Here is a 23671-nt window from a genome sequence, read left to right on the forward strand (position 1 = left end):
CTCGGGCTGGGCGGCCACCCTCTTACGGGCCTGTTCATGGGCCTGTCGCTTCGTCAGGTCGCGCTCTTGCTGCGTCTGTGTCTGTGCGCGCGGCGCGCCATGTCGCACCCGGGCGCGTCCGCGCTTCGCGCCTAGGGTGACGCGCGGAGGTGGAGCATGCGAGTGGGGTTGCACGCGCTCGGTGTCGGCGATGGTGCCCGTCCCGAGGTGATCCGTGCGGTGGCCACGGCCGCGGAGACGCACGGCTTCGCGAGGCTGTGGTGCGGCGAGCACGTGGTGCTCGTGGACGCGCCTGCCTCGCGCTACCCCTACTCCGCGGACGGCCGGATCGCCGTCCCCGCGGACGCGGACTGGCTGGACCCGCTGCTTGCTCTGACCTTCGCGGCGGCGGTCACCAGCCGGATCGAGCTCGCCTCGGGCGTGCTCCTGCTGCCCGAGCACAATCCGGTCCTGGTCGCCAAACAGGCCGCCACACTCGATGTGCTCTGTGCGGGGCGGTTCAGCCTCGGGGTCGGGGTCGGGTGGTCGGCAGAGGAATTCGCGGCCCTCGGAGTCCCCTTCGCCGGGCGCGGGCGGCGCACTGATGAGTACCTCGCCGCGATGCGGACCCTTTGGGCCGAGGACCCGGCCTCCTTCGCAGGAGAGTTCACCCGCTTCGACGCGGTCCGGGTCAACCCGAAGCCGTTGCGCGGCGCCCGGCTCCCGGTCGTGGTCGGCGGCAATAGCGACGCCGCGCTGCGCCGCGCGGCCACGCTCGCCGACGGCTGGTACGGATTCAACGTCCCGGCGGCGGATGTCCCGGCGCGCATCGCCGTTCTCGCCGATGAGTGCGCCCGCCATGGTCGCGATTTCGATGAGTTCACGGTCGCCGTCGCGCTGAGCGACGGCGACCCGGAGCACCTGCCGGCACTCGGTGCGGCGGGCGTCACCGAACTCGTCGTCGTGGGCGCACCCCCGCCCGCTCCTGACGCCGCGGCCGCCTGGGTCGAACAACTCGCCCGGACCTGGATTCGCCCGGAGGATTGACCAGGCCGGGATGACCAGGCCGGCCGGAGCACCAGCCGTGTGCTTGCGCGCCCACAAGGCGTCTCTGGGGGACGAGATGGCCGGCCTGGGCTGCCGCGACGGGCGCGCCACTTGGTGTCGAATCGGCAGGGCTGACTCTGGAGTGCTGGGCGAGGCCCTGTGCCCGGGGCTGATGTGTGGCCGGTGCCCCGTCCGGGTGGGTGAGTGGGCTAGGGCGGGAGGGGTGCTGGTGTCTTCGAGTCAGGCTGAGGGCAGTTGGGGGCTGGGCTGGTTCTGTGGGGGTGTGGTGTGGTGCTCTTCGGCAGCGCGGCCGGATTGCTGGGTGGGGATCTGGCGTACGCATTCGATGAGGTAGTCGCCGGTGTCGGGGGCGAGGGTGACGCCGTGGGTTTCGCTGCGGAAGCCGGGGAAGCGCCGGTCGAAGGTTTCCAGGGCGGTCAGGTAGCGCAGCAGGGGGCCGTCGGGGGTGCCGGTGTTTTCGCCGGGCATCAGGACGGGGATGCCCGGCGGGGTGACGGTGACCATGGCGGCGGCCACCCGGTTGGCCGCGTCGGCCAGTCTTACGCGTTCGGTGCCGCCGCGGATGAGGCGCTGGTAGCAGTGCTGTGGCGGGGTGACGGGCTCGGGCAGGTCCTGGAAGGCGGTGTCGAGCAGCTCGACCAGGCGGGCGTCGCGCAGGTGGTGGTGCATCTCCTGGCACAGTTCGGGAAGGGTCTTGCCGGTGTAGCGGTGGGGGTGGGCGGCGACCAGCTCGGGCAGCAGCCGCTCCAGGAGCGCGTTGTCGTCGTAGAGCGCTTTGAAGTCCATCAGGGCATCCATGAGCGTTCCCCATTTGCCCTTGGTGATCCCCATGGAGAAGAGGACGAGTGTGGTGTAGCTGTCGGTCTTCTCCACCACGATGTTCCTGGTGGCCAGGTAGGCGGTGAGGACGCGGGCGGGGATGCCCAGGTCGGACATCTGCCCGGTCGCATCGATGCCGGGACAGGTGAGGGTGACCTTGACGGGGTCGAGCAGGCAGTAGCCCTCGGTCAGGCCGGCGAAACCGTGCCAGCGCGCGTCGGGCTCGAGCTGCCAGCAGGACGGTTGGGTGCGCAGCAGTTCGGCCGGGGCGTCGGCGAAGGGCAGACGTTCACCGGTGGCCGGGTCGGTCACGGCCTCGGGCTGCCAGACGCCGAAGAACCAGTCGGGCCGGTCACCGGCGGCCGCGATGCGCCGGCCGACGCGTACGACGGTCTGGCGGAAGCGGATGGCTTCGGTCACCGCTTCGTCGATGAGGCAGCGGCCTTGGGGGCCGTCCATCATCGCGGTGGCCACGTCGAGGGAGGCGATCATCGGATACAGCGGTGAGGTGGTGCCGTGCATCATGAACGCCTCGTTGAACCGTTCGTGCTCCACCGGCGCCCGGGGTGCGGGTTTGATGTGCACCATGGCGCTCTGCGACAGCGCGGCCAGCATCTTGTGGGTGGATTGGGTGGAGAAGACGGTGGGGCGTTCGGGGCCGGGGAAGGTGTCGGGGCCCACCGCCATGCCGTAGCGGCCGGCGTAGAGGGGGTGGAAGCGGGCGTAGGCGAACCAGGCTTCGTCGAAGTGGAGCCGGGGGGTGCTGGGTGCGAGGGCCCGGGCGACCTGGAGGGTGTCGTAGCACAGGCCGTCGTAGGTGGAGTTGGTCAGCACCGCGTACTGGGCGTCGGGCGAGACGGCGCCCTGGGTCAGTGGGTTGCGGCTGGTGCGGGAGAGGACCGACTGTGCCTGGATCTCGGCGGGCGGCAGGGGGCCTGCCAGTCCGTAGCCGTTGCGGGTGGGGACCAGGTAGACCGGTCGGGCTCCGGAGAGGACCAGGCCGTGCAGCACCGACTTGTGGCAGTTGCGGTCCACCAGTGCGATCTCGTCCTGGGTGACGCTGAAGTGACCGACCATCCGGTCGCAGGTGGAGTCGCCGTGGAGTACGAAGTAGGTGCGGTCGGCGCCGAAGACGCGAGCGGCGTTGCGTTCCGCCGCGCCGACCGGGCCGGTGTGTTCGAAGAGAGAGCCGAGTTCCTCGACGGAGATCGACAGGTCGCTGCGCAGCAGCCGTTCTCCGAAGTAGTCGTGGAAGGCCCGGCCGGCAGGGGACTTGAGGAAGGCGACACCGCCGGAGTGGGCTGGGGTGTGCCAGGAGTACTCGTGCGCGTGGTCGAAGCGACGCAGGGCCTTGAAGAACGGTGGCAGCAGGTTGTGCTGGTAGCCGCGGGCGGCGCCGGCGATGCGTCCGGCGATGAAGGGTGCGGTGTCCTCCAGCGGCCAGATGTAGCCGATCACCGTTTCGGCCACCCACAGGGGCAGGTGTTCGAGGTCTTCGCCGGCCGTGACCAGGAAGACGGGGAGGTTCTGGAAGCGTCGGCCGGCCTGGCGCAATACCGCCGCGCCCCCTGTTTCCCCGCCTTCTTCGACGGCCTGGGGAAGGTCCCAGTCGACCACGGCGGCGGCCAGGCCTGCCTCGGTGCGCAGCACTGCCCCGGCGTCGTCGGCCGTGGTGGCCCAGCGCACGTCGAGGCCTTGGCTCTCCAGCTCGCTGCGGATTCTGCGCAGTTGCTCGGCGCCGGCGCCTTCCCCCTGTGAGAACTCGCGTACGGCGAACAGAACCGTCCCGTCGGTCATAGTGGCCCCTTCTGCTCTGCATGTGACGTGCCGGTGCATGGTCTGCTTGTGCGCGCCATGCGTGCTGTCCGAGAGGCAACCGGAAGATCACCGGCAGCGGCCCGATGCCGGGGCGAAACCACTCCGACGAGGGAAACACCGCCTTGGACCGCGTGTGTGAACGCTCCTGACGGCGAACGGGACAAGCGATCTGGGGGGCTCGGGCCACCTGTGGTGAGGCCGAGGTCTGGGCAGCCGGCCTGGCAGACAACAGACGCTGAGTTCCTCACGTGAAGGCAGGAAGAGTGGGAGGCCCGCGGGCCTTTGACTGCGCGATCACCTCAGACACGTCAGACACGTCAGATGCTGCGCTGATCGGTGCGGGCGGGTCTCGTGCACCGCACTGGTGCGGCGGAATCATGCGACGTATCGGTGCGGTCGGAGGCGACATCGGCTCCTGGCTTCGCCTCGCTGGCCCCGGGCGGGACCTGGCCGGCCACGGTAGCCACGGCGGCTCATATGGCGGTGCTGCCAGCTCTGCCGGCAGAGCCGTCGCCCACCGCCGGCATCCGCTGACGTGAACTCGGACAAGCACCTCCAGGGTCCAGCGCACCCTCCGTGTGCTCGCCCGAGCGATGCACCACGCCCAGCGCGTCGGCCTGGGCACAGCCGCCGTCGCCGTCAGCCTCCTCGCCCTCGCGTGACCTCAGTGGGGCGAGCGATTGGGGCCAGTCGTGCTCCTCGACGCCCGGCGCTCGGAGTCCGGCAGTCGAGGGGAGCCCCGCCGGTCGGGCCGGCGGGGCTTCTGAGGCGTCAGACCATCAGCAGTAGCCGCGTGTGCGGTATCAGCTTCCGGTTCACGCTGGTGCTCTGCACAAAGATCGTGAAGTCGTCGTTGTGGTCCGGCTTGACGCGCATTTCCATGGCCGGCAGACCTAGCAGGGCTCGCGCCTCCGGCCCCGTGTAAATCCGGTCCGTCTTCTTGTCCAGCACCGCAATCTGCTTCTGCGCCTGGATCTTCTCCGACTTGCTCAACTGATAGAACGCACAACCGGTACGGTAAGTGTGCCCGCATTCGAGGACCCATTCCCGGATCGCCGCTTCGCGAGCCACCGGAATCAGCTGGTACTCGGACGGATCCACCGGGGTGAGACCGGCCGCCTTTATGGTGTCCTTGTTGACGGCTTCGGCGCCCGTAGAGAACACCGCCCGCGATCCCCGGATTCCCTGGGCCCGGCCCACCATGAATTTCTCGGTTGCCTGCTGGATGACCTGCCCGGCCTCCTCCAGACCCTGTGTGCTCGTGGCGTCCCAGATGGCGACGTTGTTCTTCGGGAAGCCGCACTGCATGGCCTCGCGCTTGCCCATCTGGTCCGGTACGAGGACAGCCAGCGTCCAGTTGTCCTCCTGCGTCTCGATCATCTTGGCCACGGCCTGCACCAGTTCACGCGGATTCTTGGTGGGGGCATTCAGGCAGCGATGACTTGCGTTCTCCTGCCCATCGGTCAGCACGAACGTCAGGAAGCTGTGGTCGCCGTAGAGTTGCGCTGTCTGCGCCAGTTCCCGCTGCGACTGCAGCGTGGCCGCCAGCAGAGCCGTCATTCCACCGACTCGATACAGCTGCTTCAGGGACGGCATCCGCAGCACGTCCTTGTCGTAGACGACGCACTCCACCTTGTCCGCGAAGACGTACACCGTGACGCGGGTTTCCTGGTCCAGCTCTTTCGATCGGCGGGCCAGATATGCAATCTGCTGGTCGGCGACCTCGACGACCTTCCGGCTCAGGTGCGACATGGACGAACTGGCATCCAGCACAAGAGCAACGTGATTGATGTAGTTCTGGCTTCCGGACATAACTGCTCCCCCTTTTTCCGACTCGATGCTCCTACCTTCTCACCCACCACTGACAATCGATCTTGGAGCCCAGGTCGGACGCAGACACGACGGCCTGCCGGCGGGTCAGCTGCCCCAGGTGCCCTCGGGGCAGAGCCTGCGGCCGAGGCGTCGGCCCGCGTCACTGACCGGGCTTGGCCAGGACGCATCGGCGGTCCACTACCCGAAGTCGGCGGCGAGCGAAGTGCACGAGCGTGGCGCCGACGCCGTGGCGGTGGCCGTGGGTGTCCGCCTCCCAGAGCATGATGGGCGGGCGGAGATTGTCGTCCTGGTCTCCGTATCGTGATCCGTCGAACAGATCCCACCGGTGGTGCTTGCTGGTTGGGGGTTGGGGTGTGGCACGGGCCGTGCCCGGCAAAAGGCTTGTGACGTCGGCTCGGGCCTGGCAGGCTCCGGGCCATGACCAAGAGAATCGAGTCCGCCGTCCGCCGATGAGCGAGACGACCGGGACAGGACTGCCCGGATCGCAGATCACCCTGTTCGAGCACGCGCTTCGGCTGCATCGGATGGCACCGGATGAGCCACTGCCGCGGGATGGCGAACCGTATCCCGAGGATGGATTGCATCGTCGTCGGCCTCGGCCGCAGATACCTGAAGACCAACGGTCGGCCGGCAAGGACGTAGCGCGCATTCTGGACGTGCACTTCGCTCGAGCCTCGGCTTGCCCAAGCGAGTTGGGCGATGCCTTCCACGACGTCCACGTCCCGAATCACCACAACGAACACATCGCGGCCGCGGCTGAGCGGGCGGACAGGGACCGTGCTCTCCGAACCGGCCGGTGGCTGGTCAGACATGGGACCGACCGATGCTCGGTCACCGTTGGCCTGGCGATGGTCGCGGCTGTCGGAACCACCGAGGACATCCCGTTGATCCAAACGATCGGGCTGTTGTCCCACCAGTTTGGGCCCCTGGCGGTGCACGCTTTCGAGAGGTTGCCGGGAGGGGGCGAGGCCCTGCTGTGGCTCGCTGATCGAGTCACCGGCTGGGGACGCGTCTACGTCGTCGAGGCCCTCTGCCGATTGGACGACCTAGCCACTCGATCATGGTTGCTTCGCAGAGCCTGTGACGGTGACTTCCTCAACGGGTACTTCGCCGGCAAGGTCGCCACGGTCGCGAAACTCCATGAGGCGCTGGGGGAACTCGACACCGACAGCGTGATGCTCGACCACGTTGGTCGGCTACTCCACATGATGAGCGACTGTGGGGGGATGGGGCTCCCCCTCGCGCACTACCCCCATTCGGCAGCGGTCCTGGAAGCTCATGCTCGCAATGTGGGTTCCCCCGACCCGACGATCGAGCGGTACTTCACCCTCGCGCTGCTGGCCCAGCACTTGACCGCAAAGTCTCCTGAGGCTGCCGGGTGCACCGCGGAGCAGCAGGTAGCGCTCCGGACGCGGTACATCTCGGTGCTCGACCGCGAAGAGTGGACCCAGGTCGCAGTCGCCGGTCTCGCGGCTGAGGACAACCGGATGCGGTGGCTCGCGGACCACCGGGCGACGCAATTGAGACTGCGCGCCTTCCCCGATCGAGGGCCGGACACGGAGGAATAGCGCACGCAGCGTGTCCGTCGCAGACGGAGAACCGGCCGGCCGGGCGTCAGAGCCCGCGGCTCAGGAGGCGCCCGGGGGCTCCTGAGCCGCGGGCTCTGACACACGTCGGAAAGGCGTGCAGCGCACGGCGGCTTCTCTGAGGCTCGGATTCTTAGAGGCCGGAAGTGTGTGGTGCGTGGTGCGGTTTGATGCCTTCGGGCTGCGCAACTCCCGTACGGATGACGGTGGCGGGCGCCGCAGGTCTGGCCCTGCCACCGGGCCGAGCGACGGCATCAACCGCGCACGGCGGTGTCGCGCCGGGTCGGATCACGCGCCACCGGTGTCCTGACCGCAGGGAGCCTGCCTGCCCGCCTCCGCGGCCTTCGTCGGCGTGGTCGTGTCAGGAGGACGACGTGGGGCCGGGCGGGAGGTGGACGGTCATGATCAGGTGGCAGGTTTCCGTGCCGGAGCCTCGGTAGGCGTGCGGGACGTCGCCGTCGAAGGTGGCGGTCTGTCCGGCCTCGACGCGGTGCTCGATGCCGTCGAGGATCAGGGTCATCCGGCCGGCGGTGGCACTGACGGTTTCGACGACTCCGGCCTGGTGGGGGTGGCTGGGGTATTCCTCGCCCGGCTCGAGTTTCCAGCGCCAGACCTCGACCGGGGCCGGTCCGGAGGTCGTGAGCATGAGGCGGGCCTCGCTGCCCTGCTCTCCGGTCCACAGCGGCGTCACGGCGTCGGCGGTCACGACGCGGACGCGGCCTTCTGCGGGGCCGTCCAGCAGGGCGGACACGGAGACGCCGAGGGTGTCGGCCAGCCGGACCAGCGTGGCGAAGTTCGGGTTGCCCTGGGCCTTCTCCAGCCCGACGAGGGCACCCTTGCTGACCTTGGCGCGCCGGCCGAGCTCGTCCAGGGACAGCCCCGCACGGGTCCGAGCCGTCCTGACGTTGTGCGCGAGCGTCCGCAGGGCCGCCTCTGTCTCGGCCATCCGATCACCATTCCTCGCAGGTGGACCACTTGAATGCACCCTCCGGTCGTTTGATTGACATCGACCGGTCGATCTGTTGTACGTTTCAGTCGTTCCATTGCCATACTAAGGGATGTACCTTGATCGCTCTGCTGCTGGCCTTGGGCAGCTCACTCGCCTACGGGTGCGCCGACTTCCTCGGCGGCCTGGGAGCCCGTAAGGCTCATGTGCTGCGTACCGTGATGGTCGCGGCTCCGGCCTCGCTCGCCGTCGAGCTGCTGCTGTGGCCGTTCCTCGGCGCCTCGTTCAGCACCGGAGTTCTCGGTTGGGGCGCCGCGTCCGGCGTCGCCTCGGCCGCCGCGTTCGCCCTGCTCTACCGCACCCTGGCGATCGGCCCGATGAATGTGCTCTCGCCCATCACCGCGCTGGTGTCCGCCATCCTGCCCGTCAGTGTGGGCCTGCTGCAGGGCGAACACCTGGGCGCCGCCGGACTCGTGGGCCTGCCGCTCGCGCTGGCGGCGGTGGTGCTGGTCAGTGCCGGACACGGCACCGGGACGGCGCGCCCCTCGCGCAACGCGCTGCTGCTGGCCTTCGGCGCGGGCACCGCCATCGCCCTCCAACTGACCTTCCTGCACCAGGCGCCGGGCGACAGCGGGGTGGCCCCGCTGATCATCGGCCGGGCGGTCTCCTCGGCTGCCACCCTCGCCGCAGCCGGGCTGATGCACCGCAGGCTCGGAACCGAGCGGCCCGCATACGCGATGTCCGCCGCCGCGGGAGTGCTGGACTCCGTGGCGAACCTGCTGTTCCTCCTCGCCGCCCGCAGCGGGGACCTCGCCGTCGTTGCCGTGATCACCGCCCTCTACCCGGCCGGCACCGTCCTGCTCGCCCGCGGTGTGCTCGCCGAACGCATCCACCGCGGCCAGCTCGTCGGCCTGGGCACCGCAGCCGTCGCCGTCAGCCTCCTCGCCCTCACCTGATCTTCCCTTCCACCGCGCCGACCGTCTTGGCACGAGCGCCGCATGTTCATTCAGTCCCGGGACGCCCGCCCTGGACGAAGTCGAGTGGCAGACCGGAACCGCGGAGGGCCAGGGCTTCGGTCATACTGGGCGTACTGGGCGTCAGCGGGCTGGTCCGGCAAGGAGTCCTTCGGTGCGCCGAAGGCCGGCCCGCCTGGCCGAGCTGCGAGACGGCCAGGTGAACGCGTCCGGCGACGAACTCGTGCAGACGCTCGGCCTCGACATGAGCGAAGCCGTATACCCACGGGGCGAACCGAGCGATGAGTGAGGACGATGCGCGCTCATCGCTCGGACGGGTTCACTCGGATCAGCGTCTGCTGCCCGTTTGCGACAAGCTTTCGCCGGCCGTCCAGCATGCCGAACACCTCTAGCTGACACACCGTCAAGGTGCGTCCCGCTTTCAACGCCGTTCCGACCGCCTCGATATGGTCCCCGACCGCGGGCGCGAGAAGGTTGATCTTGTACTCGACGGTGAGCACCTCGGTGTTCTCGGGGAACAGCGTGTACGCCGCGTACCCGCCGGCGCTGTCCGCGACGTCACTGATGGCACCCGCGTGGAAGTAGCCGTGCTGCTGGGTGACTTCGGGCCGGCTCGGGAGCGCGATGTTGACGCGGCCAGGCGTGATCTGCGTGATGCGGGCGCCGAGGTGGGCCATCAGCCCCTGCCGATCGAAGCTTTCCCGGATGCGCGCCACCATCTCGGGGCTCGCCTGCTCCTGCTGGGTCTGATGGTCTTCCGCGTGCTCTCCTTCGGCGTTCATGACTGCGTGCGTACGGTGCGAGAAGGATGCTTCAGCCGGCCAGGCGCTCGACCAGCAAGAACCCGCCGATGACGATCATCATGGCACCGGAGACGCGGGTGACCGCCCGGGCCGCGGCGGGCCGGGTCTTCAGGACGGTGCGCGCCAGGACGCCGACGCCGAAGTAGACGATGGCGCAGGCGGTCATGTGGAGCGTGCCGAGCAGTCCGGTCTGCACGGCGACCGGCCAGCCCGTCGCCGGATGGATGAACTGCGGGAACAGCGAGAAGTACAGCAGCAGCGCCTTCGGGTTCAGGCCGCTGATGCCGATGCCCTTGAGCATGATCTGCAGGCGGGAGGAGTCCATGGTCCGCTCGGAGGCCGTCAAGGTGGCGGGCTGCCTCAGCACGCTGCAGCCGAGCCACACCAGGTAGCCGGCCCCGGCGACCGTCAGCGCGGTGAGCAGGGTCGGTGAGCTCGCCACGATCACCACCAGGCCCGCGACGGCGAGCAGTGTGTATCCCGCGTATCCGGCTATCAGCCCGGTGACCGCGGGGACGACCGACCGGTCCCGCAGGCCCGCCGAGATCGCGTAGGCCCAGTCCGCACCCGGGGTGAACACCAGCAGGAGGTCCACTGCCAGGAATGCCGCCAGTGTGGTCGTGTCCATAGATCGTTCCCTCTCACGTTCTGCGTTGCGAGAGGAAGGCTAGGCCCGATCTGCCCGAAAGTGTTCCTTCATTTACTCCATGATCGCGGCATGTGAGGGAGAATTTCCCCATGGATGCCATGGACCGGAAAATTCTTGCCGAGCTGCAGTTGGACGGCCGTCTCACGGTCACCGAGCTGGCCGCCCGCGTGCAGCTCAGCGTCTCGCCCTGCCACCGCCGCCTGCGTGACCTCGAACGCGAGGGCGCAATCCGTGGCTACCGCGCGGTCGTGGATCCGGCAGCCCTGGGCCTCACCTTCGAAGCCCTCGTCTTCGCCACCCTGCGCTGGGAGGACCCCGACACCGTCACCGCCTTCGAAGAAGCCGTGGCCGCCGTCCCCCACGTGCTCCAAGCCCAGCGCCTCTTCGGCGAACCCGACTACCTCCTGCGCGTCGCCACCACCGACCTGACCGCCTTCCAGCAGCTCTACGACCAGCAGTTGGCCAGGCTCCCGGGCGTCCAACGCCTGACCTCCACCCTCGTCATGAAGCACGTCGTCGACGACCGCCCCCTGCCCGAGTAGTGACCGAAGCGAGCCGGCCCGTCAGCCGCCCGGGGGTCGGGTACGCAAGTGGGATCGCCGCCCCTGTCCCGCAACCGGCCGCGTCGGCTGACGCCCGCTGCAGCGCGGGCCCCTGCCGAGTGGGCAGGGGCCCGCGGTGTGGAGAGCTGTTGAGAGCCGGGACCTGTCCTTGACGAGCAGCGTCCTGGCCCACACCGCTTACCGTCTGCTGCCGGCCTGACGGCCCGGCCTCACTTCAGGTGCCGACCGAAGAACCGGTCCCCGTCCTCCCTCTCGAACCACGGGGTACCGAGGTGTCCGCCCAAGTTGGCGTGCAGTGTCTTCTCCTTGCTGCCGAAGGCGTCGAACAGGTCCAGGGCCCGTTGCCGGGGGTTCCCTTCGTCGTCCCACTGCAGCAGGAAGAGCAGCGGAATGGTGACCTGCCGAGCCTCCTCGCGCTGGGCGCGGGGCACGTACCCCCCGGCGAAGAAACCGGCGGCCGCGATGCGTGGCTCGACCGCCGTCAGCCGAATACCGAGGGCGGTCCATCCCGCGTACCCGACCGGGCCACCGATCTCGGGCAGCGAAAGGAGGGCGTCCAGGGTGGTCCGCCATTCCGGGACCGCCTTTTCGACCAGCGGCGCGATGAAGGACTCGAAGATCTCGTCGACCGGCTCGCCGGCCTGCATCGCCCGACGGAGGTCGGCGCGGGCCTGCTCGTCGGCGGCGGAACGGGGCCGGTCACCGCACCCGGCGGCGTCGATGGTGGCCACCGCGTAGCCGTACGCCGCGGACAGCCGGGCCCGGGCCACCAGTCGCGGTTCCCCCTTGGGCAGGCCGTTGTTGTGGGCCATCAGGATCAGCGGGGCCGGTGCGGCGGATTCGGGCGTCCACAGGGTGCCGGGGATCTCGCCGAGGGTGAATTCGCGTTCGAGGACGCCGTCGTCGAGACGCTGTTCAGAAGTGAATTGCATGGTCGTGCCTTTCGGGAGTGCTCTGGAACGGCGCTCCCGGACGACCTATCGCCCGACCGTGACCCCGGAGGGGAGCACCCATGTCGATTCTGCGTTCACGGGTACCACCTCCTCGTTCTCTTGCACGGCCTCCGGAAAAGTAGCAGTGGGTGCCGTGGTCGGCCAAACGGATTTTTGCGCGGGCTCCGTGGCCGAATGCCACGGAGTGGGAACACTACGCAGAGCTGCTTGGGGCCTCATCGCGGCTGCCCGAGGTGAGGCCCTGCGACGGCGCGGCGTGCCGGGGGTGCGAGGGTGTTGAGAGGAGGCCACTTCTTGCCTGTTGCGGCGGGCACCGAGGGCGAGTGGTTGCGTCGGGCGGAAACGCCAAGCGGTTGAGGCCACTGAGGTGGTTCCCTACATGGATGGACGATTCTCTGTGGGGCCGGATCCCGCCCGAGATGCAAGCAGAAGTGGACCGTCTCGTCTCCATCGGGCACAACGTGCAGGCCATTGCGGCGATGCGTGAGCACGCCGGTCTGCCACAGCCCAGCCTCCCAGAGTGCGTTGACCTCCTCGATCAGCGTTTCACCGCCTTGCGGAGTGACAGCAGGTAACGCCCGCAGGCATCGGTCTCGTCGAGTCGCGGCGCAGGAGAAGGGTGAGCCGACAGGGACTGAGTCAGGGGCGTCGCGGCAACGACCGCCAAGGCTGGAAGAGCCAGGTGTCCAGGCCGAGGTCACCCGGCAGGGCCCGCTCAACGCCATGGGCGCCGGGCTAGGGCGTCATTCGCGATCGCCCCGATCGCCGACGGCTGTGCCGGGCCGTTCGGGGCGCACGGACTGGTGCGCCAGGCGTTCCGTGTGTGCGGAGCGGGCTTGCGGCCAAGCGGGGGCTGCCGGGTGCTCGTGCGCGAGTCCGTTGAGGACGGTTCGGACCAGGCGCTCCGTCTGGAGGTCGATCGCCTGGTGGTCATCGAGGTGGACGAGGCCTTCCACGAGGAGGTTGGCGAGCCCGTGGATGGCCGACCAGAGGAGGAACTCGGATCCGGGTCGAGCCGCGGCGCTGAGCCCGCCGGCGTCGACGAGCCGGTCGAGTTCCGCGGCCAGCACGTCGTGGGGGTGTGTCGGCAGGGGGATCTCGGGATCCCCGGCACCGAATGCGAGGCGAGCGACGGCAGGGTCGTCGAGAGCCCACCTCACATACCCGCGGGCGTAGGCGATGAGGCGCTGTTGCCGGCCTTCGCTCGACGCTTCCTTCACGGCGAGGCTCAGCCGCTCCCCCAGCTGGGCCAACACCCGCCCGGACAGCGCGTGGACGAGTGCCTCCCGCGAACTGAAGTGGTGGTAGGCCGCGCTCGGGCTGACTCCGACCTGGAGCGATGCTTCCCGCAGCGACCATCCGTCTGCACCGCGCTCGCGGACCAGTGCTTCGGCGGCGTCCAGCAGGGCTCCTCGCAACTCCCCGTGGTGATAGCGGTTTTTGGGCATGCGGCAGATCTTAACAGTGTTCAGATGCGTGCTACCTTCGCCCGAGTGGATCTGAACACTGATCAGATGGGAGTTCGGCCATGTGCCAAACCGAACCTTCGCCGCACACCGCAACGGCTGGAGAGCCGACTCCGCCCGACCGGGCGGACGCTCCCCCGCCGAGGGTCCAGGGCGAGCCGATCGAGGTGGCGGAAGGGGTGTTCGTCATCCCGGACAACCGGGTGCCGATCGTCCCCAACATCGGCATCGTCGTCGGAAATCACGCCGCACTGGTCATCGACACAGGGATCGGGCAGCGCAACGGAAGGTACGTCCTGGAGCAAGCCAGGCGGCTGGCCGGCGGGCGGCGGCTGTTCCTGACCCTCACCCACTTCCACCCCGAGCACGGCTTCGGGGCTCAAGCCTTCAAGGGTGCTGCGACGATCGTCTACAACGCCGCGCAGCGGGCGGAGCTGCACCGCAAGGGCGCTGCCTATGCCGACATGTTCCGGGGACTGAGTCCGGCTGTTGCGGCGGAGCTGGAAGGCGTGCAGTTCGTCGACCCCGATGTGACGTATACCGGGGAGGCCGAGGTCGACCTGGGCGGCCGCACGGTGCTCCTTCGGGAGGTGGGGCCGGCGCACACCGTCGGCGACCAGGTCGTGCTCGTCGACGACCGCGTGCTGTTCGGCGGCGATCTGCTGGAGACGCGCATGTTTCCCATCGCGCCGTACTTCCCGCCGCATGACACCGACGTCGATGCCGATCGGTGGATCAGCGTGCTCGACCAGCTCCTCGCCCTCGACCCCGAAATCGTGGTTCCTGGGCATGGTGAGGTGACGGACGCAACGCTCATCCGGGAGGTGCGGGACTACCTCGGGTATGTGCGCGCTGAGACGACGCGCCTGCGCGGCCGGGGCGCCACGGAGGACGAGGCCGCGGAGAGGATCAGCGAAAGTGCCCGTTCCCGATGGAGCACTTGGGACCACCCCGAATGGACAAGTTTTGCCGTGCGGGCCTTCTACAACGGTTCTTCGGCCGTCTGATATCGGCTCCACGGGCCTCAACCCCCGGGCAGGCGAGCCCCGTTCGTGTCCCGCGTGCGGGCCGCGCCCGAGCCCTCGGCCGTCAGAGCGCATGGTCAGGTCGGCGTGGCACTGGTCGTCGCCGTTTGACGCAGCAGCCGGAAGGCCCGCCTCAAAACGTGTCTCCAGGACGCGATGCGCGCATCCTGGAGACACGTTCACACGTCGCGGTGCCTCACGACGAGCACGGCGAGTGCGACCGCGGTCAGTGGCCAGAGTGCGTACACGATCCCCTCCAGGCCGGGGCGGGGACCCGGGTCATCCGGACCCAGCCGGCGGAGTCCGGCGAGGCTCTACGCGCCATCGAGACCACCAGCAGAGAGACGCTGTCGGGTCTTCGGCGCACGCTGGTGTCGCTCCGTCAGGCAGACCACGGCGCGACCGCTCCGGAGCAGTCACCACGCGCGCCCTCGCCGGGGCTGGCGGATGTCGAACGGCTGGCGGCAGCGACCGCGGACGCCGGAGTGGTCGTCGACCTGCGCCGCAGCGGGGAGCAACGCGCCCTGCCGGCCGATATCGACCTTTCCGCCTACCGCATCGTGCAGGAAGCACTGACCAACGTGGTCCGCCACGCGGACACCGGGCGTTGCCGGGTGGCCATCGACCACGGGGACGAGGAGCTGTCCGTGGAGATCGTCGACGACGGGCGCGGCATCACGGGGAACGGCTCGGCCCACGGCTTCGGCCTCGTGGGCATGCGGGAGCGGGTCGGCCTGCTCAACGGTCACCTCAGCGCCGGGCCGCGCCCCGAGGATGGCTTCCGGGTGGCGGTCCGGCTGCCGCTGTCCGCCCCCGTCGGCGTTGCGGTGGAGGTCCGGTGACCATCCGGGTGGTGCTCGCCGACGACCAACCGCTGGTGCGGTCCGGCCTGCGTGTACTCATGGCCGACCACCCCGACCTGGAGGTCGTCGGTGAGGCCGCCACCGGCACCGAAGCGGTCCAACTGGTCACGGAGGTCGCTCCCCACGTCGCGGTGATGGACATCCGCATGCCCGGCATGGACGGTATCGAGGCCACCCGCCTGATCACGGACGGTCCGGCTACGACCCGCGTCCTCATACTCACCACCTTCGACGAGGACGAGCGGCTCAGGAGGTCGGGCCGAGGGTTTTCTTGGCCAGCTCGAACGCGGGGAGCATCGCCTTGTGCTCCTCCGCGTTGAGGCCTCCGAGATGGATGACCACCCCACCGTGCTTGGTCATCACGCCCAGCGCACGTTCGGGCCTGACCTCGCCGGCGGACAGGTCGGTGACGCGGTAGCTGACTTCGGTGGCGTGCAGGCCACCGGCCTTGAGCTCGCGAAACGTGACGTTCCTCTTGAAGTTCTCAGCAGCGACGAACGCGTTCATCAGGGCGCGGGAGGTGCCGCCGGGCGCGGCTGCACCCTTCGTACCGGACCACACGGTGAGGAAGCCGATGTGGCCGGCGGGCTTGGCGTTGAGCTCACAGGCGGGCGTGAGCGGCCCCTGATGGCCGAGCGGACCCATCCGGTCCACCGTCGCCTGCGTGATGGCTGTCGCCTTCCAGGACGTCGCGGGGGTGAAGTGCACCGGCAGTACGCACGCCGTTCCCTTGTCGCCGAGCTTCGGCTCGGCGGCTTTCTTCTCGTCCCCGCCCCAGCCGAACGAGCAGCCGCTGAGCACGCTCATCGCGGCCACAGCGCCCAGCACGATCTGCGACACCTTGCGCATTCCGGAAATCCCCCGCACTTGAGCATGAAGTTTTGAAAATTCGCCGCAGCTTATACGACACGTTCGATCTCGAACCACACTGTTCTTCCCGCTGCAGCAGGAGCGAGGGCGCACATCCCATCCATCCGGCAGTACACAGATCAGTGTCAGTGCACAACCCGTACCGACTCGTCGTCCGGCGAGGCGTGAGTGTGACGCGGGGCTCAAGAAGGCCGAGCGCTGGGCGGGTCAGTCGTTCGGGATCGAGGGTGCTGCGTGCTGAGTGGCTGATGCGGCGTGAGCAGTGCAGAGAGCAAGGCTGCCTGGTCTGCCCCTTTTTTGAGTGGACAGGGGGTATGTGGAACGCGTAAGTTCCGCCTGCCGCTTGGACCGTTTCGGGGAGAGACGTCCCACTGCGCGCGCAAACACACTGATCAGAACCCGTGGGGGGTTTCGCATGTCTCATACGCCCGTCGCACCGCCACCGCCGCCGACATCCGGCTGGTCCGCTCCATCCGGCCCGCAGGCCCTACTCCGCTCGCCTCTCGGGCTCGCTAAAGCCGTCATGATCCTGCTCGGCCTCGTCATCGGTGCAGATCTGTTCGCGCTCTGGCAGGGCAACCACTCGTACCAACTGCTCGGCAAACTCATCGACGGCCTCGGTTCCGTGACCCCACAAGAAGCCAACCAGGCGGACAGCCTGTACGAGGCGTCCGGGATCGTGCAGATGGCGACTACCGTCGCGACCGCCGTGGTCTTTGTCGTCTGGTTCCATCGGACCCGCGTCAATGCCGAGGTGTTCGCCCCCGAATACCACGTCAAGAAGCGTGCCTGGGCAATTTGGGGCTGGGTCGTGCCGGTGGCCAACCTGTGGTTTCCCCGGCAGATAGCCGCCGACATCTGGAACGCCAGCGCCGACGGGAAATCCCGCTCCAGGGCGCTGCTCAACGGGTGGTGGCTGCTGTGGATCCTGAACCTGATCTTCGGACGCCTTGCCAGCCAGAGGTACGCGAGGGCCCGGGAAGCGGAAGAGATCAAGGGCGCGATCGCGGGGCTCATGGCCAGCGACGCCCTCAACATCCTGGCCGCCGTCCTTGCCATTCTCTTCGTACACCGCCTCACGCGGATGCAGCATGAGAAGGCGCTGCGCGGGCCGGTCTGGCAGTAGCGGGGCTCCGGCTTCTCACGGGCCCGGCTCCGACCGGTGCCGGGCCCGTGATCGCGTGCATCATCACCTGCCTGTCGAAGCATGAACGCGCCGCACTCACTGGGTTGTTGCCCGCCGGGTCAGCTTTCCCGTCCTGGGCGGGTTGACCTCGAAGGCGTACATGCCCCACCCGGCATGGACGGCGGGGCCTTCCTCGCCCAGGCCACCAGACGCTGACCGCGATCACCCTCCCGCCGCGCCGCCGCTCACCGGGCGCGAACCCGTCGGCAGTAGGACTCCAAGGCCCCCCGCAGCCCCTCGTCCGACTCGGGCAGGAACAGGGCGCGCAGCCCGCCCATGGGGTCGCAGATGTAGGCGTAGTCGTCCTCTTCCTCGAGGTCGTCATCGGGGTCTTCGTAGGGATCTTCGTGGGGGTCTTCTTCGTCGGGCTCGTCCCCGTCTTCCGGCTCCGGTACGGGCCCCGCCACCATCGGGACATCGAACATGCCGGGTTCGTCGGCAGGCCGCGGGCACCACCTCCACACGGCACCGCACTCCCGGACCTGGACTTCCCCGAAGTACCACCCCGCGCCCACCAGGAAGGGGGCATCCTTCGCGGCGGAGGCCTCTTCGTAGGTACGGAACGCCCCACGCACCAAGTCTTCGAGCCGGTCGAGGCTCTCGGGGGAGAAGTCCCATTCGACGGTTCCTCCGCCCGCTTCCTCGGCCCACGCGGGGAAAGCCGCCCGGCGTTCGGCCAGCCAGGCGTTCAGCCGGTGGTTGTCCTCCCAGTTCGGGCCCTCCAGGTCGTCCGCCTTCTCCAGCTCCTTCAGCTCCTCTCCCGTGAGGGGCGGAAGCGCCGGCGTCTCCAGATGTTCCGGGCGGACCAGCTCCCACAGCGCGGAGGGCCAGGTCGGCTCTCCCCAGACGTACTCGCGCTCCGGGACGCGGTCCGGGAAGCGGTCCACCACATCGCGCAGACTCTCGCCGGCGACGACATCCCGCAGCATGACGGGGAGAAGCTCGGCGTGGCCGTCGTAGCGGAGCCGCTGGTTGACGAACACGGCGCCGGCCCAGTAGCAATCCTCGGCGTGCCACGTGCCGGGCGGCGCATCGGGGTTGATCCCGCGGTACTGCCACTGGGCGTCCTTGCACTCGACGATGCACTTGCCCAGGTACCACGCCGCCATGACCCAGAAGGGTTCGTCGCTGGCCTCGTGGTAGTCCTCGACCGTCGGGAAGCTCTCGCGCAGCAACGCCTCCAGCAGGTCCAGGGACTTGAGGGTGAAGTTCCAGCGCTCCCGGCCGCCCGCCTCCTCGGCCCACCAGTCGAGATAGTCGATCATGCCGGCGTTCTGCCAGCGGTATGCGGTGTCCGCGGCCCTGAACAGGCATCCGTAGTGAACCCACGGCGTGGGCACCCGCTTCGGCCACCACTCCGGGTGCTTCCGCTGCCGGTCCCTGACCGCCTTGCGCAGCAGGCGCGCGACGGTGGCGAAGACCTTCCCCGTGCGCTCCTTGATGGCCTGACCTACGACCAGGAGCGGAACGACCGGCTCAAGGCCGAGGACCGGGTCCGGGCACACCACGGGCAACCCGTCCGTGCCCGCGCTCTCGTCCCAGTCCCAGCGTCCGCCCGCTTCCTCCAGTAGCGTCTCGCCCAGGTAGACGGCGACGGACTCGATGAACATCGCGTTCGAGTCGCTGCCGTCGTCGCCTCTGCAGAAGTCGAGCAGGTGCTCCTCCAGCTCCGGCAGCTCGCGGGCGCTGTAGTCGTGCTTCCATTCCTCGGAGGTGAACTGGTCGACGAACCGGTCCAGGATCTCGTGCAGGCACTCGATCCAGAGGTACAGCTTGTGGGCGGGAGAGCCCTCCGAGGCGTGCCTGCCCGCCATGTAGACGTCGTCCGCCATGTAGTCATCCATGTGATTCCCCCGTGTAGACATCCGTGAAGCCCGGCCCCCTACTGGCGGCCCGTCAAGTTCCGGACGAGACATGCGTCGTGAACCGTGAGCGCCGAGGCGGGCGCGACGGTATGGCTGCCGCTCCCCCGGCTACGCAGTGGCATCTCCGGGCCGCCGCCGGTGGAGGGCTCTTCGTGGTCGGGCCGCGCCGGTGAGACCGTCGACGCGTACGTGCCACAGTCAACAGGCTCGCTCGTATTCGACCTGGTCGAGCGGGTTGCCGTCGCCGAAGTCGAAGGCGCGCTCGGCGCCGGTCCCGGTGAAGCCGCACTTGGAGTAGAAGCGGCGGGACCGTGGGGTGTCGCGCAGCGTCCACAGGTGGACCCGCGCGAATCCGTCGTCGCGCAGGCGACGCAGCGTCTCGGTCATCAGTGCGGTGGCGATCCCACTGCCCCAGCCGTCCGGGTGTCCGTAGAAGGTGGGAATCTCTGCGAGTCCCGGCCGGGTCGAGGAGGAGAGGACGACGGAGAGTGCCAAGGGGCGGCCGTCGAGTACGGCGAGCAGGATCGTCCCTGGCCCTTCGGCGATCCGCGCGTGCCATCGAGTACGCCTGCTCTGGACAGCACGAGCAGCGAACTCCGGCTCGAAGAAGGGCGCATAGGCCGCCTCCCAGGCCGCGGCGTGGATCTCACCGAGGACGTCCCCGTCGTCCGCCCCTGCGCAGCGCACCTCGATCATGCGTTCACCCTACTGGCAGCGGCTCCCGGACCGCCTCGAATTCCGAACAGCGGCGGAGAGGGAGCGGCGCGGCGAGCCCTGCGGCGCCTCAGCCCAAGGTTGTTTCGCTCGGGTCGCCGGCAAGCACGGTGCAAGAAGCGCGCCGTAGGTGGCGCAGGATGAGCTGCGCCTTGCCGACGGCGAGCTCGGGCGGCGGGTTCCGTAGGACTCGCGGCGGGAGGGGCTAGTCGGACGCCCCAGGCCGGTAAGTCACAGTGCTCCGTCATCACCCGCGCTGGTGCCATGCCCACTGCGGACGGTACGGGCCGGCGTCGGCGAGTTCGGAAGATGACTCAGGCACGGGAGCCGAGACTCTGGTCGAGCCGACTGCGCAGACGAGCGGAAGACCCCCGGAGAGCCCCGAGTCGTCGTACCTCCTCCACTTCCAGTTCCCTCCGTTCCGCCAAGGCAAGAACGGCGGCGTAGGGCCGTTCGCCCTCCGTGAGCTTCGTTGCCACGGCATCGAGGACGGCCAGCAAAACGATGCGGTCCGCGCCGGGGTGTTCCGCCAGCAGGCGGAGGAGCATGTTGTCGTTCCAGGCACTGTCACGAGCCGCACTCAGCTCCAGAAGAGCAACGGTCGGCGTATGGACGTTGGCCGCCAGCGCGTGCCAGACGAAGGGGTAGGGGCATCGCACGAGTCGGTGCAGGACCGCACCGTCGTTCTCGGCACGCGCCAGTTCGAGGTAGTCAGCAGGCGTGTGCATGCCGTACAGCCCCCTCGGCATCGTCGAAGTCTCCATTTTGCCACCGTGGCCGACCGCGTAGGCCACACACATCAACTCACCTTCCGGCCACCGCAACTTACTGTGTCAGCTCGCTTCTCGAACTCATCTCCGGTCGCCCCTGCCGCATACCCAGCCACGGCAGCCACAGGTCCCCCACCCCTGCGGGGGCAGCGATATGAGGCGGTCTTGTCCCGGGCAGGGCAACGAGCCCACAGTGGCCCTACGCAGCGCAATTCGTGCGGGTGGAAGGGACGGGGGAAGGAAAGTGAATCGCACACAGAGTGTGGTGGTGTCGGTTGTTGCAGTCGGGGCAGCGATGGCTGTGCTGGCAGGGTGTGGCGGCATCGACGGAAAGATCGGTGACTACGACAGGGTGACGGTCTGGCCGGATGCCGATCCCCGGGGGCAGAAGCCGGTGGCCGATCTGACCACGCTCACGCCGGTGACGGTCGAGTGCTACACACCAGGCAGAGTGGATGCCACGGGATTCGGCTACGGCGGGACGTACAAGGTCTCGTACGACGGCGGATCCGGGTATATCGACGAAAGCACGTCGATCATGAGCGACGGTGGTGAGGTCTCGCCCAGCCGGGTGCCCAAGTGCTGACGGTGCTGCGCTCGGAGTGAGCTTGTGCTGTGTCCGTCCGTTGTCGAACAGAGCCTTGCGCTTGATCGCTCAACTCACGTGTGTCTGTCGGGCCGTCCGCCGCTGCGCGCAGCGGCGGACGGCTCGCGGGCAGGCCGGCTCGCGGGCACGCGAAGCCGGGCGCCCGGCAGCCCGCTCGGACACCGGGAACCGCCCGGACTCGGGCTTCGTCGTGTAGGTCGTGATCGATACGACCCACCTCACCGTTGACCAACTCGCCGACGCCTGGCAGCACATCCACGACACGTCCCCGGCGGACGAAGCGGATCCCCTCGTCCTGGAGTGCGCCGGCAGGCTCGCCTCCGATCCTGGCGGAGAGCAGGCTCATGTGTGGGTGGCCGGGCTGGTGGCGATGTCGGGCTACCTCGCCTGGCGCCCCGGGAAGGCGGCCGAACAAGCCGCTCTCAACGCCCTGCGCGACGCGGCGACGGCGCTGGACGGCCAGTCCTGCTCGCACGACGACCATCCGTACGAGGCCGAGATGGACTCGCTGGAGGATGAGATCTGGACGGGTGACAACGGGCTGCTGACCGGCGAACTCGTCTCGCCGGCCGGTGACACCGGCGCCGGGCGGGTACTGTGTCCGGGCAACGTCGCCGGATGGGCCCGCCTGGCCACGGACATGATCGCCCCGTTCACCGTCCGGAGCATCCCGGCCGGAGCGCCGAAGTACCACCACAGCAGCATCAGAATGCTCTCAGGCGTGGTGAACGACTACCCCTACGACGATCCGCAGGAACTGCTGGCCGACGAGGCCGTCTGCCTTCCCGATCGGCCGACCCGCGGGTTGCTGGCTGGTTTCCTCGTGACCATGAACGCCACCTGCTGGTACGCGGCGTCGGAAAGGATCACGGACCGGTCGGTACTCGACTCGATGGTCAAGGGGATCCAGGCCGCGGTTCCGCTGCTGGGCGACGAGCCGTGCGTTCACGGCCCCAGGGAGCATCCCGACACCAACGATCCGGACTATGCGAACCGGATCGGCTACCTCCTTCGGAGCCCGGGCGGCCGTGCCGAACTCGCCGAGGACTACGGGTGGGACGAGGAGGAGCAGGCGGATGACGAGGAGGAGCGAGTGGAGGCGTGGGTGTGCAGTGCCTTCCTGCACGAGCTGGCCGACAAGACGCTCGAAGTGCTGACAGACGCTCTGCAGTCGTTCGAGCCGGCAGGGGGCGACGAGCCGGGTGGGGGCGGGGAACCGGAGTGACCGGCTCTGGGAGGCACCCAGATCTGCGGTCAGGTGACGTTCACGAGTTGTCGTGAAGTCGACAGGCTGCGCCGTCCTGGTGCCGGTGTGGGTCGACGCAGCGCGGTTCTCTCGGTCTGCGGTGACACGGCTGCCGGTCACCACTCCCCCGTTCGCCGGTACGTACGGCATGGCGGCATGGGCGGCACGGACGGCATGAGTCGAGCCCGTTCTCATCGGGAATCCGGCCTCGCTCATGCCGTCCACTCCGACGCCGCCGCACCCGAGCAGTCGCCCAGCCCAATCGGACGGGCCTGATGCCGGCGGCCGGTGCCGGCTCAGCTCAGCCGGGCGGCGGCGTACGCCTCCATGGCGTCTCGCTGGTACTGAGCCAGGCCCGGCGCGATCGCCTCGTACGCCGCGCGCCACGGCTCGTTCTCCACACAGGAGCGCCCGATCGCGCGGTACTCCGTGGCAGAGACCGTTCGGAGCTCGGACAGCGCCCGGTATTGGAGGTCGATCTCGGTCTGCACCGGGGCAGCGTCGGCGGGTACGCCGGCGGCCAGAAGCTCGGCGAGCCGGATCATCTGCGCCGTGCGTGCGCGGTGCCCGGCTTCGATCTCGGCCTGGCTCATCGTCGCGGTGCGCTGCTCGATCTTCTCGGCCAGTTCCGGGAAGTCGTGCAGGCTCTCCGCATACTGGGCGGGCTGGACACCCTCGAACAGGTTCTCCGGTCGGTTGATGCTGGTCATGGGCGTGCCGTCCTTCCTGGATTGCTCCAGATCGGTGATCGTGCGGGAGACGGTGGTGGCCAACGCGTCGAGCCGGTCGCGCTCGGCGATCAGCCGCCGGTGGTGGCCGCGCAAGGCCTCCAGTTCGTCGACCTGCGCGGCCAGGACTCGGCCGATCTCGGGCAGTCCCAGGCCCAGCGCCCTGAGTACGAGGATCTGTTGCAGCAGCAGTAGCTGGTGCTCCTCGTAGTAGCGGTGGCCGTTGGTCCCGATCCGGGCCGGTGGCAGCAGGCCGATCTCGTCGTAGTGCCGCAACGTCCGGGCCGTCACTCCCGACATCCGGGCGACCTCCGCGATGGGCCAGGCCATAGCCGCCTCC

22 protein-coding genes and 1 pseudogene are annotated in these 23671 nt (G+C 68.8%); 11 read left to right on the plus strand and 12 right to left on the minus strand.

The window, feature by feature from the left end; genetic code table 11:
• Positions 1-156: 156 nt before the first annotated feature.
• Positions 157-1026 carry an LLM class F420-dependent oxidoreductase gene (locus Scani_RS08865; RefSeq protein WP_159471979.1) on the plus strand — a complete coding sequence of 290 codons (870 nt, stop codon included), beginning with the start codon at positions 157-159 and terminating at the stop codon, positions 1024-1026.
• Positions 1027-1266: 240 nt separating this feature from the next.
• Here the strand turns inward: Scani_RS08865 and Scani_RS08870 are convergent, their stop codons facing one another.
• Both Scani_RS08870 and Scani_RS08875 read right to left on the minus strand, forming a co-directional pair.
• Complete coding sequence (locus Scani_RS08870; RefSeq protein WP_159471982.1) at positions 1267-3663, minus strand: Orn/Lys/Arg family decarboxylase; 2397 nt, start codon at positions 3661-3663, stop codon at positions 1267-1269.
• Positions 3664-4455: 792 nt separating this feature from the next.
• A complete protein-coding gene (locus Scani_RS08875; RefSeq protein WP_159471985.1) occupies positions 4456-5496 on the minus strand; it encodes a vWA domain-containing protein in 1041 nt (346 codons plus the stop codon).
• Positions 5497-5966: 470 nt separating this feature from the next.
• Between Scani_RS08875 and Scani_RS08880 the strand changes: the two genes are divergently transcribed.
• Positions 5967-7085, plus strand: coding sequence for a hypothetical protein (locus tag Scani_RS08880; protein ID WP_174872660.1), 1119 nt, complete (start codon positions 5967-5969; stop codon positions 7083-7085).
• 379 nt (positions 7086-7464) lie between these two features.
• On the opposite strand, the gene Scani_RS08885 is transcribed toward Scani_RS08880, so the two are convergent.
• Positions 7465-8049 (minus strand): helix-turn-helix domain-containing protein, encoded by a 585-nt coding sequence (locus Scani_RS08885; protein ID WP_159471988.1) that lies wholly within the window; start codon positions 8047-8049, stop codon positions 7465-7467.
• A 119-nt stretch (positions 8050-8168) separates the two neighbouring features.
• On the opposite strand from Scani_RS08885, the gene Scani_RS08890 reads away from it, so the two are divergent.
• Positions 8169-9005: an EamA family transporter gene (locus Scani_RS08890; protein ID WP_159471991.1), complete on the plus strand. Its 837-nt coding sequence runs from the start codon at positions 8169-8171 to the stop codon at positions 9003-9005.
• Positions 9006-9177: 172 nt separating this feature from the next.
• On the plus strand, positions 9178-9312 hold the full coding sequence (locus Scani_RS41690; protein WP_281391892.1) for a hypothetical protein: 135 nt from the start codon (positions 9178-9180) through the stop codon (positions 9310-9312).
• A 13-nt stretch (positions 9313-9325) separates the two neighbouring features.
• On the opposite strand, the gene Scani_RS08895 is transcribed toward Scani_RS41690, so the two are convergent.
• Entirely contained in the window at positions 9326-9805 is a 480-nt protein-coding gene (locus tag Scani_RS08895; RefSeq protein WP_159471993.1) for a PaaI family thioesterase, read from the minus strand.
• A 31-nt stretch (positions 9806-9836) separates the two neighbouring features.
• Positions 9837-10454 (minus strand): LysE family translocator, encoded by a 618-nt coding sequence (locus Scani_RS08900; protein ID WP_159471995.1) that lies wholly within the window; start codon positions 10452-10454, stop codon positions 9837-9839.
• 110 nt (positions 10455-10564) lie between these two features.
• On the opposite strand from Scani_RS08900, the gene Scani_RS08905 reads away from it, so the two are divergent.
• On the plus strand, positions 10565-11017 hold the full coding sequence (locus Scani_RS08905) for an Lrp/AsnC family transcriptional regulator (RefSeq protein ID WP_159471997.1): 453 nt from the start codon (positions 10565-10567) through the stop codon (positions 11015-11017).
• Between the two features lie 230 nt (positions 11018-11247).
• Here Scani_RS08905 and Scani_RS08910 read toward each other — a convergent pair whose 3' ends face one another.
• A complete protein-coding gene (locus Scani_RS08910) occupies positions 11248-11970 on the minus strand; it encodes a dienelactone hydrolase family protein (RefSeq protein WP_159471999.1) in 723 nt (240 codons plus the stop codon).
• Between the two features lie 764 nt (positions 11971-12734).
• Positions 12735-13439 (minus strand): TetR/AcrR family transcriptional regulator, encoded by a 705-nt coding sequence (locus Scani_RS08915; protein ID WP_159472001.1) that lies wholly within the window; start codon positions 13437-13439, stop codon positions 12735-12737.
• 80 nt (positions 13440-13519) lie between these two features.
• On the opposite strand from Scani_RS08915, the gene Scani_RS08920 reads away from it, so the two are divergent.
• The 3 genes and pseudogenes from Scani_RS08920 to Scani_RS08930 form a co-directional block, all read left to right on the plus strand.
• Positions 13520-14464 carry an MBL fold metallo-hydrolase gene (locus tag Scani_RS08920; protein WP_159472003.1) on the plus strand — a complete coding sequence of 315 codons (945 nt, stop codon included), beginning with the start codon at positions 13520-13522 and terminating at the stop codon, positions 14462-14464.
• Positions 14465-14673: 209 nt separating this feature from the next.
• Complete coding sequence (locus tag Scani_RS08925) at positions 14674-15324, plus strand: sensor histidine kinase (protein ID WP_246295640.1); 651 nt, start codon at positions 14674-14676, stop codon at positions 15322-15324.
• Positions 15321-15614 (plus strand): annotated as a pseudogene (locus Scani_RS08930) (response regulator); the annotation flags it as partial. The gene Scani_RS08925 and the pseudogene Scani_RS08930, both read left to right, overlap by 4 nt.
• On the opposite strand, the gene Scani_RS08935 reads toward Scani_RS08930, so the two are convergent.
• Positions 15592-16194, minus strand: coding sequence for a lipoprotein (locus Scani_RS08935; protein ID WP_159472010.1), 603 nt, complete (start codon positions 16192-16194; stop codon positions 15592-15594). The pseudogene Scani_RS08930 and the gene Scani_RS08935 sit on opposite strands and share 23 nt — an antisense overlap.
• 544 nt (positions 16195-16738) lie before the next feature.
• Between Scani_RS08935 and Scani_RS08940 the strand changes: the two genes are divergently transcribed.
• Positions 16739-17341, plus strand: coding sequence for a DUF4328 domain-containing protein (locus tag Scani_RS08940; RefSeq protein ID WP_246295641.1), 603 nt, complete (start codon positions 16739-16741; stop codon positions 17339-17341).
• Between the two features lie 245 nt (positions 17342-17586).
• On the opposite strand, the gene Scani_RS08945 is transcribed toward Scani_RS08940, so the two are convergent.
• The 3 genes from Scani_RS08945 to Scani_RS08955 form a co-directional block, all read right to left on the minus strand.
• On the minus strand, positions 17587-19245 hold the full coding sequence (locus Scani_RS08945; RefSeq protein ID WP_159472016.1) for a hypothetical protein: 1659 nt from the start codon (positions 19243-19245) through the stop codon (positions 17587-17589).
• 219 nt (positions 19246-19464) lie between these two features.
• Positions 19465-19962, minus strand: a complete 498-nt coding sequence (locus Scani_RS08950) for a GNAT family N-acetyltransferase (RefSeq protein ID WP_159472019.1) — start codon at positions 19960-19962, stop codon at positions 19465-19467.
• Between the two features lie 332 nt (positions 19963-20294).
• Positions 20295-20774, minus strand: coding sequence for a hypothetical protein (locus Scani_RS08955; RefSeq protein WP_246295642.1), 480 nt, complete (start codon positions 20772-20774; stop codon positions 20295-20297).
• 271 nt (positions 20775-21045) lie between these two features.
• Between Scani_RS08955 and Scani_RS08960 the strand changes: the two genes are divergently transcribed.
• Together Scani_RS08960 and Scani_RS08965 are read left to right on the plus strand one after the other, a co-directional pair.
• Positions 21046-21336, plus strand: a complete 291-nt coding sequence (locus Scani_RS08960) for a hypothetical protein (RefSeq protein ID WP_159472022.1) — start codon at positions 21046-21048, stop codon at positions 21334-21336.
• A 220-nt stretch (positions 21337-21556) separates the two neighbouring features.
• Complete coding sequence (locus Scani_RS08965) at positions 21557-22582, plus strand: hypothetical protein (protein ID WP_159472025.1); 1026 nt, start codon at positions 21557-21559, stop codon at positions 22580-22582.
• Positions 22583-22899: 317 nt separating this feature from the next.
• Here Scani_RS08965 and Scani_RS08970 read toward each other — a convergent pair whose 3' ends face one another.
• Positions 22900-23661: a MerR family transcriptional regulator gene (locus Scani_RS08970; RefSeq protein ID WP_159472028.1), complete on the minus strand. Its 762-nt coding sequence runs from the start codon at positions 23659-23661 to the stop codon at positions 22900-22902.
• Positions 23662-23671 lie beyond the last annotated feature (10 nt).

It is taken from the genome of Streptomyces caniferus (genome assembly GCF_009811555.1).
Taxonomy (GTDB): domain Bacteria; phylum Actinomycetota; class Actinomycetes; order Streptomycetales; family Streptomycetaceae; genus Streptomyces; species Streptomyces caniferus.

Coding starts and splice junctions, on each gene's coding strand:
- Scani_RS08865 (WP_159471979.1), top strand. CDS start 157: ATGCGAGTGGGGTTGCACGCGCTCGGTGTCGGCGATGGTGCCCGTCCC.
- Scani_RS08870 (WP_159471982.1), bottom strand. CDS start 3,663: ATGACCGACGGGACGGTTCTGTTCGCCGTACGCGAGTTCTCACAGGGG.
- Scani_RS08875 (WP_159471985.1), bottom strand. CDS start 5,496: ATGTCCGGAAGCCAGAACTACATCAATCACGTTGCTCTTGTGCTGGAT.
- Scani_RS08880 (WP_174872660.1), top strand. CDS start 5,967: ATGAGCGAGACGACCGGGACAGGACTGCCCGGATCGCAGATCACCCTG.
- Scani_RS08885 (WP_159471988.1), bottom strand. CDS start 8,049: ATGGCCGAGACAGAGGCGGCCCTGCGGACGCTCGCGCACAACGTCAGG.
- Scani_RS08895 (WP_159471993.1), bottom strand. CDS start 9,805: ATGAACGCCGAAGGAGAGCACGCGGAAGACCATCAGACCCAGCAGGAG.
- Scani_RS08900 (WP_159471995.1), bottom strand. CDS start 10,454: ATGGACACGACCACACTGGCGGCATTCCTGGCAGTGGACCTCCTGCTG.
- Scani_RS08905 (WP_159471997.1), top strand. CDS start 10,565: ATGGATGCCATGGACCGGAAAATTCTTGCCGAGCTGCAGTTGGACGGC.
- Scani_RS08910 (WP_159471999.1), bottom strand. CDS start 11,970: ATGCAATTCACTTCTGAACAGCGTCTCGACGACGGCGTCCTCGAACGC.
- Scani_RS08915 (WP_159472001.1), bottom strand. CDS start 13,439: ATGCCCAAAAACCGCTATCACCACGGGGAGTTGCGAGGAGCCCTGCTG.
- Scani_RS08920 (WP_159472003.1), top strand. CDS start 13,520: ATGTGCCAAACCGAACCTTCGCCGCACACCGCAACGGCTGGAGAGCCG.
- Scani_RS08935 (WP_159472010.1), bottom strand. CDS start 16,194: ATGCGCAAGGTGTCGCAGATCGTGCTGGGCGCTGTGGCCGCGATGAGC.
- Scani_RS08940 (WP_246295641.1), top strand. CDS start 16,739: ATGATCCTGCTCGGCCTCGTCATCGGTGCAGATCTGTTCGCGCTCTGG.
- Scani_RS08945 (WP_159472016.1), bottom strand. CDS start 19,245: ATGGATGACTACATGGCGGACGACGTCTACATGGCGGGCAGGCACGCC.
- Scani_RS08950 (WP_159472019.1), bottom strand. CDS start 19,962: ATGATCGAGGTGCGCTGCGCAGGGGCGGACGACGGGGACGTCCTCGGT.
- Scani_RS08960 (WP_159472022.1), top strand. CDS start 21,046: ATGGCTGTGCTGGCAGGGTGTGGCGGCATCGACGGAAAGATCGGTGAC.
- Scani_RS08970 (WP_159472028.1), bottom strand. CDS start 23,661: ATGGCCTGGCCCATCGCGGAGGTCGCCCGGATGTCGGGAGTGACGGCC.